Source organism: Paenibacillus sp. FSL R10-2199, from assembly GCF_038000235.1.
Classification (GTDB): Bacteria; Bacillota; Bacilli; order Paenibacillales; family Paenibacillaceae; genus Paenibacillus_AQ; species Paenibacillus_AQ phytohabitans.
The window spans coordinates 3019434-3036466 of the sequence record NZ_JBBOBO010000001.1 but is presented as its reverse complement, the minus strand read 5'-3'; the positions used below and the strand labels follow the sequence as shown (position 1 = coordinate 3036466).

Annotated in this window: 15 protein-coding genes and 1 pseudogene; 8 read left to right on the top strand and 8 right to left on the bottom strand. The window is 43.1% G+C overall.

The genetic code is table 11. The annotated features are described in order from the left end of the window. Nucleotides 1–101: 101 nt before the first annotated feature. The 3 genes and pseudogenes from NYE33_RS13220 to NYE33_RS13210 form a co-directional block, all read right to left on the bottom strand. Nucleotides 102–524: an SDR family oxidoreductase gene (locus NYE33_RS13220; RefSeq protein WP_081970149.1), complete on the bottom strand. Its 423-nt coding sequence runs from the start codon at nucleotides 522–524 to the stop codon at nucleotides 102–104. Next, complete coding sequence (locus tag NYE33_RS13215) at nucleotides 494–745, bottom strand: hypothetical protein (RefSeq protein ID WP_341066035.1); 252 nt, start codon at nucleotides 743–745, stop codon at nucleotides 494–496. The genes NYE33_RS13220 and NYE33_RS13215 overlap by 31 nt, the downstream gene beginning before the upstream one ends. A 1024-nt stretch (nucleotides 746–1769) precedes the next feature. Next, nucleotides 1770–1895 (bottom strand): annotated as a pseudogene (locus tag NYE33_RS13210) (HAD hydrolase family protein); the annotation flags it as partial. 939 nt (nucleotides 1896–2834) lie between these two features. Between NYE33_RS13210 and NYE33_RS13205 the strand changes: the two are divergent. From NYE33_RS13205 to NYE33_RS13170, 8 genes are all read left to right on the top strand, one after another. Beyond that, complete coding sequence (locus tag NYE33_RS13205; protein ID WP_042139254.1) at nucleotides 2835–3215, top strand: GntR family transcriptional regulator; 381 nt, start codon at nucleotides 2835–2837, stop codon at nucleotides 3213–3215. Further along, on the top strand, nucleotides 3215–4075 hold the full coding sequence (locus NYE33_RS13200; RefSeq protein WP_042139256.1) for an ABC transporter ATP-binding protein: 861 nt from the start codon (nucleotides 3215–3217) through the stop codon (nucleotides 4073–4075). The genes NYE33_RS13205 and NYE33_RS13200 overlap by 1 nt, the downstream gene beginning before the upstream one ends. Further along, the gene (locus tag NYE33_RS13195) at nucleotides 4072–4731 is read left to right on the top strand and encodes an ABC-2 transporter permease (protein ID WP_042139258.1); all 660 of its coding nucleotides are present in this window, start codon (nucleotides 4072–4074) and stop codon (nucleotides 4729–4731) included. The genes NYE33_RS13200 and NYE33_RS13195 overlap by 4 nt, the downstream gene beginning before the upstream one ends. 289 nt (nucleotides 4732–5020) lie before the next feature. Then, nucleotides 5021–5701 (top strand): response regulator transcription factor, encoded by a 681-nt coding sequence (locus NYE33_RS13190; protein WP_341066031.1) that lies wholly within the window; start codon nucleotides 5021–5023, stop codon nucleotides 5699–5701. Further along, on the top strand, nucleotides 5698–6711 hold the full coding sequence (locus NYE33_RS13185) for a HAMP domain-containing sensor histidine kinase (protein WP_042139259.1): 1014 nt from the start codon (nucleotides 5698–5700) through the stop codon (nucleotides 6709–6711). The genes NYE33_RS13190 and NYE33_RS13185 overlap by 4 nt, the downstream gene beginning before the upstream one ends. Before the next feature lie 73 nt (nucleotides 6712–6784). Then, complete coding sequence (locus NYE33_RS13180; RefSeq protein ID WP_042139260.1) at nucleotides 6785–7495, top strand: ABC transporter ATP-binding protein; 711 nt, start codon at nucleotides 6785–6787, stop codon at nucleotides 7493–7495. After that, nucleotides 7495–8256: an ABC transporter permease gene (locus tag NYE33_RS13175; RefSeq protein ID WP_042139262.1), complete on the top strand. Its 762-nt coding sequence runs from the start codon at nucleotides 7495–7497 to the stop codon at nucleotides 8254–8256. The genes NYE33_RS13180 and NYE33_RS13175 overlap by 1 nt, the downstream gene beginning before the upstream one ends. Then, complete coding sequence (locus NYE33_RS13170) at nucleotides 8253–9017, top strand: ABC transporter permease (protein ID WP_042139264.1); 765 nt, start codon at nucleotides 8253–8255, stop codon at nucleotides 9015–9017. Before NYE33_RS13175 ends, NYE33_RS13170 begins: the two co-directional genes overlap by 4 nt. Before the next feature lie 175 nt (nucleotides 9018–9192). Here NYE33_RS13170 and NYE33_RS36470 read toward each other — a convergent pair whose 3' ends face one another. The 5 genes from NYE33_RS36470 to NYE33_RS13155 all read right to left on the bottom strand — a co-directional run bounded on the left by NYE33_RS36470 (nucleotide 9193) and on the right by NYE33_RS13155 (nucleotide 16825). Then, complete coding sequence (locus NYE33_RS36470; protein ID WP_197074289.1) at nucleotides 9193–9675, bottom strand: DDE-type integrase/transposase/recombinase; 483 nt, start codon at nucleotides 9673–9675, stop codon at nucleotides 9193–9195. Then, on the bottom strand, nucleotides 9597–9908 hold the full coding sequence (locus tag NYE33_RS36465) for an IS3 family transposase (RefSeq protein WP_197074290.1): 312 nt from the start codon (nucleotides 9906–9908) through the stop codon (nucleotides 9597–9599). The genes NYE33_RS36470 and NYE33_RS36465 overlap by 79 nt, the downstream gene beginning before the upstream one ends. Before the next feature lie 36 nt (nucleotides 9909–9944). Continuing rightward, entirely contained in the window at nucleotides 9945–10241 is a 297-nt protein-coding gene (locus tag NYE33_RS13165; RefSeq protein WP_042139265.1) for a transposase, read from the bottom strand. 624 nt (nucleotides 10242–10865) lie between these two features. Next, a complete protein-coding gene (locus NYE33_RS13160; RefSeq protein ID WP_341066025.1) occupies nucleotides 10866–12716 on the bottom strand; it encodes an AbfB domain-containing protein in 1851 nt (616 codons plus the stop codon). A gap of 401 nt (nucleotides 12717–13117) precedes the next feature. Beyond that, nucleotides 13118–16825 carry a family 43 glycosylhydrolase gene (locus NYE33_RS13155; protein WP_042139266.1) on the bottom strand — a complete coding sequence of 1236 codons (3708 nt, stop codon included), beginning with the start codon at nucleotides 16823–16825 and terminating at the stop codon, nucleotides 13118–13120. Between the last annotated feature and the right edge of the window lie 208 nt (nucleotides 16826–17033).

Below are 17033 nucleotides of genomic sequence, written 5' to 3'. Positions count from 1 at the left end.
GCCTGCCTCCTCATAACATGATTAGTTTAGTTAATCATATTATACCTTACAGCCAACTTTTTTAACGATGGAAATGTAAAACAAAAAAGATGGCATATAACCTATGAACTTTTTAGAATCATAACTTCAGTAGCATTAATGTCTTTGTTACAACATAATTCAAGACATGCATCAGCAATTCTCTCAGACTGAACCGACTGGTTTTCAGTACAATGTATCACATTACAACGTATTCCATGTCGGATGTAACGATAGGCAAAATTTTTAGATAATCCGACTAGACCAGCTTTCCCAGGATTAAAGTTCAAATTTATATCACTAAGATGGTTTGTATAGAAACCAATATTAATTATTACGCCGCCACCCCCCCTGATCATTGTTGGAATTACTCGGTGGCAAATCTGAAAGGGCTCTTCTAAATCGAAACCAAATAAATCCTCATAATTATCTTCTGACCCATAATATTTTTGATTTGCTTTAATGAGATTGCATACTATATCCAACCCACCAAATGTTCCGTCCACTTAACCATTAAAGAGTCTATATCATTTGGATTGGTAATATCTATCGATAATAAATTCAGTTTGTTTTTAATGTATAAAGGATCTGCCGTTTCTTTACGACTACTATTTACTGCAATTACACTCGCACCCTCCTCCAAGAAACGGTTTATTAATACATCAACAATACTCTCTCCAATTACTAATATAATTTTCCCATCTAATTTTCCCCTTATATTATTCATTCCCTCAAATCCTTTTGTAGTTTTAAAGTTTTTTATAATATTCCATTAGAACGAGAACACCCAATAATATAATAATTAGATTACTTAACACGTTATCACTCCTGGAGTGTTTAGCTTATCACCTAACGGTGCATGCCGTTTGTGAGCACCTTTAATCAACCTCTCCTAACTCATGCATCTAATCCTCACTTATCTACATCAGATCCTTTCCATTTATCTTCACTAACAGAATTGTCGCCAGTCAATTTGGCATCATTACTCTTTTTTGAAGGTGAATAGAACCCCCATTGCAATCACAACAACAACTGCAATAACGAAAAACATCATTTAGTTACTCCCCCTCCTATGATGTAAAAAAGTGTTATGCATCACTTTTTTTGAGTTTGTTATTATGCTGAAAAAGATCATAGCTGCGAAAACTGTACCCAAGAAAATAATTATCATTCTAAAAGTCCTCCTTACAGACACTGACTAACCTGAAAAGATTGTATCCGTAGATTGTTGGATATTTGTGAAACACTCATTTAATATTTATTAACATCCTTGATGACTTGAAATAATCGTACACTACAAGCGATACATCCTTCGTAAATTCATTTTTAGAACAAAAAGAGGCTTTCACCGTCATAGGACAGCAAAAGCCTCAGTAGGTTGGAAAGAAAGCTCTATTGGGTGGTTATAAGAGGTTATCACAAGAGCTGAGATATTCAGGTTAATATTTTTTAAACAAATTACTAATAACTTCTGAACAATTCATCGATATGATGAGTCATATAATTCCATTTATCATTTCAATTAAAAAAATGGAGGTTACCCATATGAGAATTATTATATTCATAGCAAAGCGGTTATTTGGAACTATCGCATTGTCCATATTGATAATGGCTACTATAGCATTATATTTATGTTCCTATATCTGGATTAATTCTTTTTTGCAAACACTACAACAAACTCTCAATTAAGTTTATAAAGTCTATAATACATCTCTCACGTCTTCATAACATGATGATTATATAACCGGTTTTCAGATTAATCTAAGCTTTCTAAATACATTAAAAATCCCATCATTACTTATATCATCCGTTACAATATCTGCTACTTCTTTCACCAGATCATCTGCGTTTCCCATTGCTATACCTATTCCAGATTTCTGAAGTAACGTATAAAAAGAATTTTACGTCCACTTAGTTCTTCCTGATTAAAACTGTTCCGCTAGGAAGTAGCGGAGTAGATACTGTTTTTTCTGCCGGCAAAAAGGAAGCAATCTGTTCCTTGAACCAGCGCTTTATATCGTTGTCCTGTTCTCTCACAGCTCGTTGAGCGATTGCTTCAAGTAGTGTCCCGATTAGTTCTTTTCGCCCTTCAGCAATATTTATTGTGTTGTAGAAGTGTTACAAAGAGCTGCAAGACAATGTCCTCGTTATAAAAATGCTCCACTCGAGCCAGCAGCAGCGACAGCAAACTATTAAGCCTTTCCTCACTTATCAAGGATAGGTCAAATCGTTCGGCCAATGTTTTTGGAATGAGGGATAGTACTAAAAACAAGACAGAGGCACCGATAAATGATCTGGGGGTCCTGAGAATCGAATACTGGGGCAAATATCTCATCCAAATCCGAATTTTCCTCAGTTAAAATTAGCTGGGTTAGCTCACTGCTCTCCATCATTCCAAATAAAGCCTTCAAGAGGTCGTCGATAAGAACTCTTCGATCTGATACAGTTAATCCATTCGTCCGCTTAAGGACGTGTACCACTTACTACAGGGTGAAATCCTGCGAATTCATGAGCTAGAGTGAGGATACTAATCATTTCGAGGGAGTTTAATGAATCAGCGTGAGTCTACTACTTTATTTATTTTCTGAGTCTACAACTTTATGTGCCATTACTTTATTATTCAATCCAATACACTATTTTATTGGGGCGTTCACCGGTTACACGCTAACTTTAAGTTGTACACTTCGTAACAAAATATCTACTTCCTCAACTTATTATTAAAATTTCATAAACACGGATTGACAGAATTATGCTATCTGTATATTCTGTACTTATAAGTTAAGTACAGTTTATTTTCAAATGGTTGGAGGATAAGCATGGAGATTATCTTAAGCAGTGCGAGTAGTAGGCCAATTTATGAACAAATTACATCTCAAATTAAAGAAATGATTATGAAAGGAGAATTGAAACCGGAGGATATTCTTCCTTCCATGCGTAAACTGGCAAAGGATCTGCATGTGAGCGTTATAACGACCCAAAAGGCCTACGAAAATTTGCAACGTGATGGCTTCATTGAGACGATTCCTGCAAAAGGAACCTTTGTCTCCAGTCAGAACAAAGATTTTATTGTTGAGGAGAATCGGCGGAGAATTGAAGAAATGCTTGAAGAAGCAAGTGTTCTTGCTAGAGAAAATGGTATTTCCTTAGACGAAATTATTAAAGTTATAAGGGTAATGTATAAGGAGGATAAAGAATAATGAATGCCATTGAGGTAAAGAACATCTCAAAAACGTATAAGGATTTTAAACTGGGTGAACTGACGCTGGAAATTCCCCAAGGAAGTGTATTTGGCCTGATTGGCGAAAATGGTGCCGGCAAATCCACCTTTATAAAATCGATCTTAGGAATCACGAATTCAGATTATGATGAATTAAAATATTTCGGAAGAGATTTTCAATCGAATGAAAAGAGCATCAAAGAAGAAATCGCAGTTATTTTTGATCAGACACACTATGATTTGGAGTTTACACCGACGATTATAGGAAAGATCATGAGAAAAATGTATAAACGCTGGGACATGCTCAAGTTTAGTGAATATCTTCAACAATTCAATTTACCCGAGCATAAAAAACTCAAAGCTTTCTCACGAGGAATGAACATGAAATTAGAGTTTGCCATTGCGTTCAGTCACCATACAAAGTTCATCATCCTCGATGAAGCAACAAGCGGACTGGATCCGATATTCAGAGATGAAATTCTGGATATATTGCGAAAGTACAGCGAAGCGGAAGAGCATACCATTCTGATGTCAAGTCATATTACCAGTGATCTGGATAAGATAGCGGATTATATCGGTTTTATTCATCAAGGAAAGCTATTATTTGTTAAAAGCTATGAGGATATTAGGGAAAATTACGGAATTGTAAAATGTGGAAAGAATATGATGGATGCATTGCACGAAGGGGATATTGTATCTTATAGAAAAGAATCCTATGTATACAATATTCTAGTGAATAACAAGCACTCCATACGGGAAAGATTCCAGGATTTGGTGGTTGAAAATGCTTCTTTAGAAGATGTGATGTTATTTATGGTGAAAGGAGACAAAGTACAATGAAGGGGATTATTCTAAAAGATATCTACGAAATGATTCACATCAAAAAAAACAGAAACAATTTGCTTTTCCACTATTTCCTGATACTGTTAAGCTTGATTTTTTTCAAGAATGGATTCGGATTTGTGGTCAGCTCCCTTATACTTATTCTCATGTCAGTTTCGCTTATATTACAAGCCACAGTTGAACTTGATGAAAAGTATAACTTCGATAAAATACAATTGACTTTTCCAGTCACAAAAAAAGAAATTGTTTTATCAAAGTATTTTTTGGGTTTGGCTTTCTGTGCCGTAAACATGATTTTTCTTTTCTTAATCATGTTAGTCTATGCTTTACTTTATCAAACTTTCCCGCTAATACTTGGAATTCAATTCGTACTGTTAAGTATCATTATATCTCTGGCTTTGCTGGCTCTATATCATTATTCTTGTATTACTTTTGGCACCAAAGGTGGATTATTGTTATTTGCGTCTATCATGCTGTCTTTAGTTGGTGGATATGTATTAACGAAAATGAACGTAGATTGGCAAGTGGTTTTCGCCAGCGTAATGAGTCTTAATCCAACAATCGTATTATCGACGGGTATGATTTTATCAATTGTATTGCTTCTAATAAGTTATGCAGCTTCAGTTAAAAGCTATATTCGGAAACACTCGTAAAGAATCAAATAAACTCCAATTATTTGGCACCAGCCTCAGTTAAAGATAAATTCATAAAAAGTGTTTAACTCTCCGTCTTTAACGCGGTTCAATTACCAGTTCAGTCCTCCTCATTTCAATACGTGTGGACTTAAGAGTTGACTTTTTGTACTCTCTGTTTGCTCAACCGGATAATCGTATATAATTGTATTACGTTATCCTTGGAGCTGGTCGCTTATCGGCTATCTCAAAAAATGTGGAAGAGCTTGGTGATGGGCGATATAAACCGAATTGTACGAGGAGTGCGTTTATGAAAACGAAGAAAATTTTATATATTGAAGATAATCAGGACATTGCCCGATGGGTTAAGGATGAGTTGGAACAGCGAGGCTATGAGGTTCGCTGGTTGCAGTCTGGCGAAGACGTAGAACGAAAAATTCATGGGTGTGATGTGGTAATCCTTGACATCATGCTACCGGGGCTCGACGGCTTCACAATTGGCCAGCGTTTGAAAAAAATAATACCCTCAGTGCCCATTTTATTGCTGTCTGCTCGGGCGGCAGTCGATGACAAACTGCTGGGGCTTCAGTTTGCTGATGATTATGTCACCAAACCATTTCACCTCGATGAACTAGCAGCGCGAGTAGAGGTTCTGCTTCGCCGCAATGGATTGGAAATCTCAGATCAAATAAAGCTCGGACAACATGTCATTGTAGACCTGTCTCGACATACAGTGACAGATGAGCGCACCGGAGAAGAAATTATACTGACAGGAAAAGAGTATCAAATTCTAATGTATTTCCTGCGCAATCCAAACCAGCTTCTTACAAAAGAACAGATTTTTGAAGCCGTTTGGGGCCAAACATATATCGATGGAGATAAAACACTTTCGGTTCATATTCGCCACCTCCGCGTAAAACTGGAACAGGATCCTAATGCGCCCGAGATTGTCCAGACAGTACGGGGTATCGGCTACAGGGTAAAACAATGAAACAGAGAATATTCTTCAGGCAATACATGCTGGTTCATTTTTTAATCCTCGTTCTGCTTCCGCTCATGATCCTTGTCATGGTTTTCGGGGTATACCCATCCCCTGATCCAAAGAATATTGATACATTAAATCATTATCGAGATATAGTAATCCTTATCGTACTCATCATTGTCTTATTTATTTTCATTTCAGGGGTATTCTTCCAGCGTCTTCGTCAACGGCTCATCCGCCTACAAAAGGCCATGTCTCTCTCCACAGAAGGTGTTAATCTCCCACATCCAGTTCCTACCCGAACCGCAGGGATGGATGAAATAGCTCAGTTGGAGGCTTCATTCAATCAAATGGTTAGGCAGCTTGAAGAGAGCCGTTTGCGCGAAAAGGAAGAAGGGGTACTCAGACAACAATTGATTGCGGATTTATCACATGACCTGCGGACACCCTTAACTGCCCTGCGTGGACACGCCTCAAAACTGCGCAAAGAAGCCCTTGGCCGGGAAGGTTTAGATTCACTGGAAGCAATTGACCATACTATCACACATGTTGGTAAATTAATGGACGATCTTTTAGCGTACACACTGCTTACATCAGGTAAATATCCGTACCACCCTGCCCGCACGAATATGGTCCGATTTGTAAGGTCATCTATTGCGTCCTGGTATCCAGCATTCGAGGATGCCGGTTTCCATATTCACGTAGACATGCCTAAAGAAGCAACCTTTTCGTGGGAGATAGACCCGCAATGGATGACCCGTGTGTTGGACAATTTATTTCAAAATGTCCTTCGTCATGCTGGAGATGGACGATATATCGCTATTGCCGTGGATGCCACACTGGATAGGTTAATGATTAAAGACCATGGCCCCGGGATGGATCAATCCTCCGCAAACCGCGGTGCCGGTATCGGACTGGGAATTTCAATGTATATGCTAAGCGAAATGAAGCTGCAGGCACGCTTTGTATCAGATACGGACGGAACAAGCGTGTGGATAGAAAAATTAGACCAAACTTAGACAAAGCCATCCCAGATTTTAGACTGAACCAGATATGATGAGAAGCATAACAAAACAAGAAAGGGTGTTATGCTTGCTCACTATCAATCAATTAACAAAAAGCCGTGGTTCTCTCAACATCCTGAATAGCATCAGTTTTCAAGCCAAATCTGGTCGAGTGACCGGGTTTTTGGGACCAAACGGTGCGGGAAAAAGCTCTACCCTTCGCATCCTGCTTGGACTTGATCGAGCTACATCAGGAACTGCGTTAATCAACGGAGTGCCTTATGCTAAGCTTCCCGATCCTCTCGCAACTGTTGGGGCTGTATTCGAAGGTTCAGGCGCTCATCGGTCGCGAACAGGACGGGCTCACCTGAACTGGGTGGCTCAATCTGCAGGACTCTCTCGCTTCAGGGTGGACGAGGTATTAGAAATTGTAGACCTTACAAGCGCCGCTTCAAAACGGGTGGGGTCCTATTCTCTCGGTATGGGGCGCCGACTTGCGCTTGCAGCCGCACTGCTTGGAGATCCGGAGATTCTAATTCTGGACGAACCTACCAATGGCCTTGATCCAGAAGGGATCCGTTGGCTCAGGAAATTTCTTCGTGAACGTGCGGCGTCAGGCCGAACTGTGCTGCTTTCGAGCCATCTTATGGGAGAGACTGCCGAGACAGTAGATGACGTTATCATTATCAATAAAGGGCAGATTGTCGCCGACGGCACCCTTACCGAGGTCGTTGGCTCTCACAGAACATTGGAAGATTCGTTTTTCAATCTCACTACCGGAAATGGAAGGGACATGTGATGAAGACATTTTCCGCAGAACTTTCCAAACTCATCTCCCTGCCTACCATCTGGGTCGCTTTGGTAGTCGGCATACTTGTCTCACCCGTAGTTGCCGCGATTAATTCCTTTTCAGCGCTCTCCTCAATTTCGCGAGGAATTGAGACTGCGGTCGAGGCTGACATTGGCTATCAGGAGTTGGCGTTTGGCGTCATAGGTGCGATTATTCTTGGCGTGGTCGCGATCAGCAGCGAGTATTTCACTGAGAGTGAAGAATCCGCCGGAGGACGCCAAATCACTACCAGCTTAACTGCAGTACCAAGTCGCCTTCGTTTTCTGTTGTCGAAAGCGACCGTCGTTGCAAGTGCTAGCGCCCTTCTCGCCATAGTTACTACCGCTGCCACCATGACTGTGATTCAAATAATTCTTGGCGAGCATGCACCTGCACTGGGAATTCTTGCTATTCCGCGACTGATCGGCGTTGTATGCTATTGGATACTCACCGCACTATTGGCATTTGGAGTCACCGTCCTAACACGAAACGGTGTCATCCCGCTCGCGATTTTGATTATGAATACCTCCGTTGTTACCGTGACCTACCTACTGACAAAAATCACACCTTTAGCGAACTATCTGCCGGATATGGCCGGAATTCGCATGTTTGTTAAAATCAAAGATACAGGTGTTGGGATCGACCCTCTTTGGGCTGGTATGATTATGACTGCTTGGGTAGCAGCATTTCTCACTGCTGCGGTCATTGCGTTTTGCCGGAGGGACGTATGAGTGCGCCGAGTATCCGGCCACGTAGCCGGGAATTCACCCGAGTATTATCTGCTGAACTATCGAAACTATGGTCATTGCCGTTCACATGGCTTACCCTTGTTGGTACATTCATTGTCAATATCATTTTGTCTATCACCTTCACCAGAGCAGGACTGCTGGACTTGACGGGCACACAAAGCATACTTGATATCGGGTTGACCTCTGTTAGCTACGCCCAGAGCGGGTTTATGATTTTCGGTATACTGGCTGCTTGTTCTGAATACACCGGTGGGCAGATCCGCACGACCCTGACAGCAATGCCTCGTCGAGGTATCCAGCTTGTCGCGGTGCTTTTCGCTTTAACAATCGTGCTTATTCCCACCGCGATAATTGTTTCATCTGCTGGGCTTCTGCTGACCGCAAGCCTTATTGGTAGTACCGCCGCACCTGTCGCTCTGGGTAATCTTGTGACGGTCATGATCGGAGTGTCCACCTACCTCACCCTGACTGCACTGATCAGTGCAGCAGTCGGAATCATTCTGCGCCGTTCGCTGCCTTCTGTTGCTGCCGTACTCGGTTATTACTTCATCGCTGGCCCGCTCCTGCGAGATCAGACTGTTTTGGCGAAGTATCTTCCCGACACCGCAGGACTTGTTATGTGGTTTCCCCAGCCCGATGACATGAGTGTGCTCACGCCTATACAAGGCGCTATCTTTTTATCCGCTTGGCTCTTTGCTGCAATTATAATCGCTGCGACTGTATACCGTAAACGAGATATGTGATTTAGGACTATTCCGTTGTTGAAGAATAAGAATAATCCCGAAGCTGTCGAAAAATCTTGTAAGGGATTAGCAGGTAACTGGACATCATCTGCAGAGTGTAATTCACTACCTGGAGTTCCGCAATGATTTGGTCACTAACGACGTAGTATCTTGTGGTGTTCACGCTTCCGTTGCTTCACCAACAAGCCGTCACCGTTGTAGTTGTAGCGGACCGTAATATTCCCCAGACAATGAGTCCCAAAGTTCCAATGGCCGACCGGCCATACCAATTGCCTTTGCGGCTCATACTGGCTTTCATGTGGTACTTTTTTAAACGTTTACGGTAATCTTTGGAGGCATATTGTGAGCCACAATCTGAATGGTGGATAAGGCCTTTCTTCGGTCGTTTCGCCTTATGAGCGTCGTCCAGGGCGCCTAATACGAGGTCGGTGGTCATCCGATCGCCGAGCCGACAGCCTACGATTTCCCGGGTGCATAGGTCAAGAACGCTGGCCAGGTACATTCGTCCCTCCCGGCAGGGAATATAGGTGATGTCTGTAACCCAAGTCTGATTTGGTTTTTCTGTCTTAAATTGCTGGTTTAGCAGTTCGGTGCAATGGGCAAATCGTGATTGGAGTCGGTCGTTTTCACACGAAACTTCTTGGCGACACAGGAGCACAGGCCCAGTTCTCTCATGTATTTTCCAACCGTGCGTTCGCTGACCTTATGTCCTTCACGCTGTAGGAGAATCGTGATTTTGGGCTGCCGTAGCGGTATGGGAATCGTAAAAATGATAAGTAATCCGCTGGCATAGCAACGTTTTCCGAGTTGCCTGCGGGCCCGGCTTGGCCGTTCTCCACTTGTAATAGCCGCTCCGTGACACTTAAAGAACGCCGCACATCTTCTACACACAGAAAAGGGAGCGATGATCCTCGATGAACTGGAATCTCAGTTCTTTGGGTTGCTGAAGATGTGAACTGCTTTTTTTAAGATTCCCATCTCTTCCGCCATTTTAGCGAGGGCTTGATCCTTTTCCTCCAGTTGCCTTTTGAGCTCACTCATTTGTTCTGGGCTGGACACTGGCTCGTTCTGGAACTGCCGGTACTTCCCCAACCATTGATGTATGGTTTTCGCAGGGATATCCAGCTTCTGAGCTAATTCCGCCACCGTCTTAGTCTGCTCTTGGATATACTTTACGGTTTGTCGTTTAAACTCGTCGTTGTAGCTTCTTCGTGTTCCACTCATTATTTGAGAGCATCGAATCACCTTCACATGACATTTTATAGGTTCCTGGATAGTCAATGTGTATCCAATAAAATATCGTTTCCTACCGGCATGGAGCCATCGCTAATGATTACGATCAGGAAGTAAAACCAGTGTGCCCTTCCTTCACCTCCCATTGTATTGCCTCTTCACTCAGATATAATGCAACTTGGACGACGCACAACCAATCAAAAATACCGATATTCTTCCGCTTCGGGTGTTGTTCTCCTACAGCATAACGGGTCTTTCCAATCGTCATGTAATAAGGACGAAGCAAAGTAGCTTTAGTTAGCCATGAATTTTGATGCCTTCACAGGAACCTTTTTGCTTACCACTACATCCGTTGTTTCAACCATTACAGATATCAACAGGAGCGAAAAAAAGATGACTCCTGTGCAATACAGGAATCACCCCAGTCGGTTGCTTTATGATAGTGTCGTGAGCTTACTAATTATCTTGTTGCAACCCGTTAACCCTTTACAAACATTCCGAAATACAGGCTACTAGCTCGTTCAATTATGTGCAGCTCTTCATGTCTCGTCCATGGCTGCAGTTATCTACAGCCTTTTTCAAGCATTTATATCATCAAAGCCATCTTAAAATAATTTAATGGACCAGCTTAAAGGTTGCATCCGCCTTCTCGAGCGTTGTAGAAATAGGCTGAATGGATAGAACATTATTGGAATGTCTGATATACCTGTCAGGATAATTGTAGGATTGGAATGATGACCATGTGCTGTCTGCCAACCCCGCTACTACCCTGAACGTTGCATCCTGTGCAAAACTACCTGTTCCATCATTTTGACTCAATGCTATATTGTAGGTGGAGTGTCTTAAATAATAGCCAGGTTTATTGACAGATTCAAAAGAAATACTTGATGGGTCGGCAAGTCCGGGAACAATCTTCCATTGCGAATCAGCAACCGGAGATACATTTGCATCGACCCGACCCACATAGTTTTGATGCCTCATGTATCTGGTCTGGAAGTTGAACGACTGAACCCGGTTATAGGCCTCTCCTACGGGTACAAAGTTGATATTGCCGGTATAATTGCCGACAGCAAAATTTCCTGCACTTGCACTGGTTATAACATTGCCGTTGACTTTCAGATTCTCAAAGATTACATTTTGAGTTATGCGGGTGGCACTATTGCCGTAAATCTGGTTAGTACCCGTAAGGGTTCCGTTATATGAGAAGTTCCTGATCGTCACACCATTGATTCCTCGCCCCGGAGCCTTACTGTATCCTGCATTTTTGTAAGTAATGATATCGATAAACTTTTGCACGAGCACATCTTCCCAACGAATATCCGTAAATAACACATTGGTCAGCATATTCTCATCACTGGCAGTCACAGAGATGAACCCTACTGCATATAAGGGATTGTGTGTCAGGATATCAATATTTGAAAAGGTAAGCTTATCAATACGATCCGGGTTATCATAGTTTCCATGTGTGCCTATATTAATCGGATGAGCCAGGCCATTCATAAGAACAGAGTTGGTAACGCTGATATTGCTGGTGCTGCCAAAAACATTAAAATCGGGACGTGATGAATAAACAGCAATGGCATCATCACCGGTACGTATATATACATCATTAATGCTAACATCGTTTGATGACATCATATCAATACCATCTGACCACTTTTTATAAGCGAGTAGTTTTACATTATTAATGTTAACATTGCTTGAATTCTGTAGGTCAATACCGTAACCGCCACTATTTAAATTAGCAAAGCCATTAACGATAACACCATCGATGGTAACTCCGCTTGATCGGTCAACAGAAATACCTTCTCCGCCAGGCTGGAGTAAAATACCACGGCCTCTTATTGAGATATTGGTAGTATCATCCGCATTGATTCCACCTCTGACCACAGCTCCACCAGCAAGGTACAGTGTCTTGCCGCTTGGAACTGTAATGTCCCCGCTATAATTACCAGGACCATAATAAATGACATTCGGGTCTGATGCATTAGGAATATTCGTTTCTAGTGAATTGGCAAAAATCATCAAATCGTTGTCTACATTATCATTAACATCCAAAACAAGCTTCATAGGACCGGGAACGGTAAATGTCGCCGTATTCCCACTGATACTAGGCGTAATACCCTTAGCTGAAGGACGGATTTTTACCGACGATATGGTTCCGGCGTTATAAGTTACCGACATTTCTACCGGGCCGTTACTATCGAAAGTTACAAAGGAGGCAAACGAAGCTCTGCTTGGTCCCCCGATTCTAGTTTGATATTCATCCAAATCTATCCATGCTCCTCCAGGAACACGTACCTTTACACTAAAGGTTGTATCCTGTGGAACCCCTGAAGGCGCTGCATAGGTATTTAAAGTAGTTGCAGCATGAGTTTCTGATGGATAAGATACCGACAATGTAACTAACAACATCACACATGCAATAAGAATGGATAAAAACTTTAAATTCTTTCTGCTTCTCATAGTTAACATTTTTCACTTCATCTCCTATAATTACCTTTTTCAATAAATTTTTGTTATCGTTCTACTCAAGTCCTTACTTTCGACATTTTCCAAATTCCAGCAGAAGACACTATCCGTATAGAACCAATGTATCACCCCCTTAAATTAAGCGCTTTCAATAAGTTCAGAATACAAGCGAATCTATTAGATACTCGCTTGAGAAAGCTATGATAAGCGATTTCCTGTTCCAGAAAAGAACAGGATTAATCGCTCATTGCTAATGGGATCATGGTGTCATGATACAATGAGTTCAAATATCCGAAAAAGTAATGCTAACGACAACACACTTTTCTCAAAACATTCGTTAATAACTAGGCTTGAATTTTAGGCAGAATGTTCGGTCTAATTTACAAAATGTGCCTTTATCTAACGTCATTCTTGACTACAACGTTTAAGGTTACTTTCTTTAAATGCGGATTCAGTTCTTCTTCCGGCGTCATGCTGAACACGATGTCGCCATCTGCCTTAAAGTGCACCCGCTTGATATGGGCATGTCTTCCAGGATCACCTAATCCGCCATTTCCCGATCCCTCTTTCTCACCAGGAGTTCTTGCGTGATATACAATCACCGGATTACCAAGTTCGTCTACGGTAAAAGAGTTGTGGCCAGGCCCTAACTGAATTGCCAAATCGTCTGTCGCCAGCACGGGATACCCGTTTTTAATCCAATTCTGTGGATCCAGAAGATTCGAACCCTCGCTTGCAGTCATAATTCCTATGCAGTAAGACCAATTAACTGAGGAAGCCGAAAATGCCAAGTAGACTGTCCCGTCGTGCTTAATAACCGCCGGTCCCTCGTCAATCATCGTATTTCCGTCTGTCGTCTTTTCCCAAGCATATTCCGGTGAGGACAGGATTACAGATTTACTGGTGAGCTCCCATGGTCGATTTGGATCAATTTTTGCAATTAACAGACAGGAGTGGTTAACATACTGAGCCCATGCAACATAATGTTCTCCGCCGCTTTCAAAATAGGTCATATCCAGCGAGAAGTTGCTAAAAGCTATCATATCCTCTTCCATTGGCTCACAATATTTCGCTTCCATATCCCAGTTCTCTGGTTTAAAAGGATCCCCATCGCCTCCGCAGGAAATAACTGACGGTCGAATCGCCCATATATCAGATTGACTCCGGCTTGAGGTAAGGAACACGTACCATTTATCTTGTATTTGATGAATCTCCGGCGCCCAGACAAAGCGGTGATTGGTATTGGAGTTCTTCTCATCCCAAATCACAATCTCATGCACTTCCTCCCTGGCGCTGCCATCCAGGTTAACGGTTCCGCCAAGTCCCTCAAGCGATTTCGAGCGTCGCAAAACAATCCGGTCATAACCCTCAGAGTCCTCGTCACCGTTAATGGGGTAACTTGCAGTAAAGTAATAATAGCCGTCCTTTCCCTTCGTAACATAAGGATCTGCGCGATACTTGATAAAAGGGGCGGCATAAACTTCTTGCTTGACTGTTCCGTTAAAGGTGTAGACCCCAGGAGTAAGAAATTCGATATGGGTTGTGTCCCATTCAACCCCCATATGCTTCGAAGACCCGTCACTGTACCAACACTTCACTTTATCCGGGAGCGCTGCGGTCTCTCCAAATCGGACGGTCGCGGTCTGAGGTTCTACTGCTGTATGGACAATTCTGGAGTATTTCCGAACAACTCGCTCATACTCCACTTTCGATAATTTCAGTTCCGAAACAGGCCCCGATACAACCGGGAAGGGGCTATGCACGACTGGCCGGTCGCTATTCTCAATTTCCGTAACTGACAATATTTCTATGAGGTTGGTTAGCGTCTCATAAAATCGGCCATTTCCTCCTGTCCAGCGGATACGGTAAGCCTGAATTTCATCATCGAATATAGCCCAGGGGTCCTTAACATCAATGCCTGTGGTGTTCAACAGCAGCAGGCGTTCATTTCGGTAGGCGATTAAATCGTCGGTATCCCAAAGATAAATCTGGCTTCCGGCGTTGTTATTTCCCGCAATCAATCCAAACGTTCCATCCGGTTTGCGAAACAGATGGGGCGACCTCATTAATCCCGAACCAATTGGATTAGCGGCATAGCTACTAACCGGGTACAGGATGGGTTTTCCACTATTGAGTAAGGTGTAGTCACTTTCACAAGTCCGCCGAACAGCGGCATACATTGCGGATTCACGCTCGCCAGAAACATGATTATCATCTTCGCCCGCACCCTTGACATAAGTAAGCAGGCTGCTGTAATCGGCAAGGTCCTCTGTGCGACTGGTCATATCCTCGCTTTCACTCACAACTCGGATACAGAGAGTTACCGCTCTGAACTCCGGCTTCAATTCCCGTTCCGGCGTCATATACAGAATTGGAGAACCGTCAAAGGCCCAATGCACAGTGCGCATCCCAGTGCAGCGTTCTTCTCCGTTTAGCCTGGCATGGAACACCAAGACATCATTTCCGTTCTCATCTTTAATAAATGCGTTATGCCCCGGGCCGAGTTGACCGGACACATGGTTGGACGCAAGCACCGGATAACCCGTTACCTTCCAGCTTCCCGGCCGCAGCAAATCAGCAGTCGCTTTGGCGGATAGAAGACCTACCGCATAGGTGTTGTCGGTGTTGCTGCCAGAGAATGTTACGTACACATCGTCATGGTGCCTGATCATATAAGGACCTTCATTTACTTCTCCCTGTCGGTCCCAGCCAAACTGCGGTTTGGCGAGGCAAACAGGGACGCTGGCAATAGAGGCCGGATTCTCGGGATTCATTGCCGCAATCATCAAATTGGCCGAATCCATTCCCTCCGCCAGGTCTCGCTGTGACCACATATAGTAATGAGTACCATTCACCTCGAAATAGGTCATATCCAAGGTGATACCAGTGCCGTTATATAACGGGACATTGGATTCCTTCTGCATAACGCGCTGTGATTGTCCCCAATCCGAGGCACTTAGCGGATCACTGCCGACAAGCTGCATTACTCGGCACTGGACGTTTTTCCACCAATTTTCGGGCGAACTTTCTGTTGAGGCGGCAAACAGTATGGACAGCTTGTTGCCTATAAGATGAAGTTCCGGCGCCCAGAAGAGTCCTGACATATCGCCGGATGGATTTCGATTCAGAATAAGGTGATCCGGTGCGTCGGCTATCCCCTCCAGCCTATCGGAAACACGAATGTATAAATGCTCCTGCAGGTCGTCATCTGTAGCAATAAAGTAATACTTGTTCTTATACAAGACCACATGCGGATCTGCACGCTGGGTGATCATGGGCCAGGCATATTCCCGTATGTCGGCCTTTCCTGTAATCATATAGGTTCCCGGCTGATGAAAAGGAATCGAATCAAATGCTGCTTGATCCCATTCCACCTTCTTCTCGGCAGTGGACGAATCGTTATACAGTGCGGTGAGTTTGGGCAAATGTTTAAAATCAGGCTTTGCTCCTACTCTTACCGAGAGGTCAGGGACCGGATTGACTCCGGTATTCTCCAACGGACCCAGCTTCCGGGTCAGATAATCTTTCTCCAAATCAGTAAGTTCAAAAACACACGACGCATCACCGTTATCCATAGTTACGCTTATCTCGTCACGAGGGACCGGAGAGTCATAAAGGGCGTAGAATGAAACAAAATTCGTGGTGCTGCTGACTTTCACCTCCCCGTAATCTCCCTCCCAGGAAATATAATAAGTGTCTGCCTTCCGGGTAACTTGAGGCCTAGAAATCGTCTCGTCCTCCGTGATCGTCAAGAAGCCTTTGCTTTCGTACGACACCAAATCCGTCGTCGTCCAGAACAGCAACTTACCCGGTGAAGCAGCAACGCTTACCTCTACCTGGTTATAACCACTGCTTTCTGTGCTCTGTGCTACAACGCCGATCGTTCCATCCGACATGCGGAAAATCCAGGGATTTACCAGTCCTCCTGTTGCCCCAGCCTTAGAATCAGATATATTTTCATAATGCGCCGGGGCAAATAGTACTCCGTATCCAAAGTTCAACAGAATCAGCCTATCGCTTCCATAAAGAGCCAAATGCATACTCTGGCCAAGTTTCCACTCTTGCGAGGTGTCAGTGTATGCGATAACCTTTTTGCCTAACATCTTATTCATCCCTCCAATAACGGAATGTCATCTGAAGAGTTATCATCTGACATGTGTTCTTCCATTGGTTCCCCTAGAGCTAAGCTTCTATTAGCGCTTGACAGGTCATCGGTGATCAATAGCATATAGCCCTTTTGAGCTGCGAATTGATCATCCAACAAGCACCATTCGTTCCGATCATTTCAAATATTTCCAGTGCAAATCATCC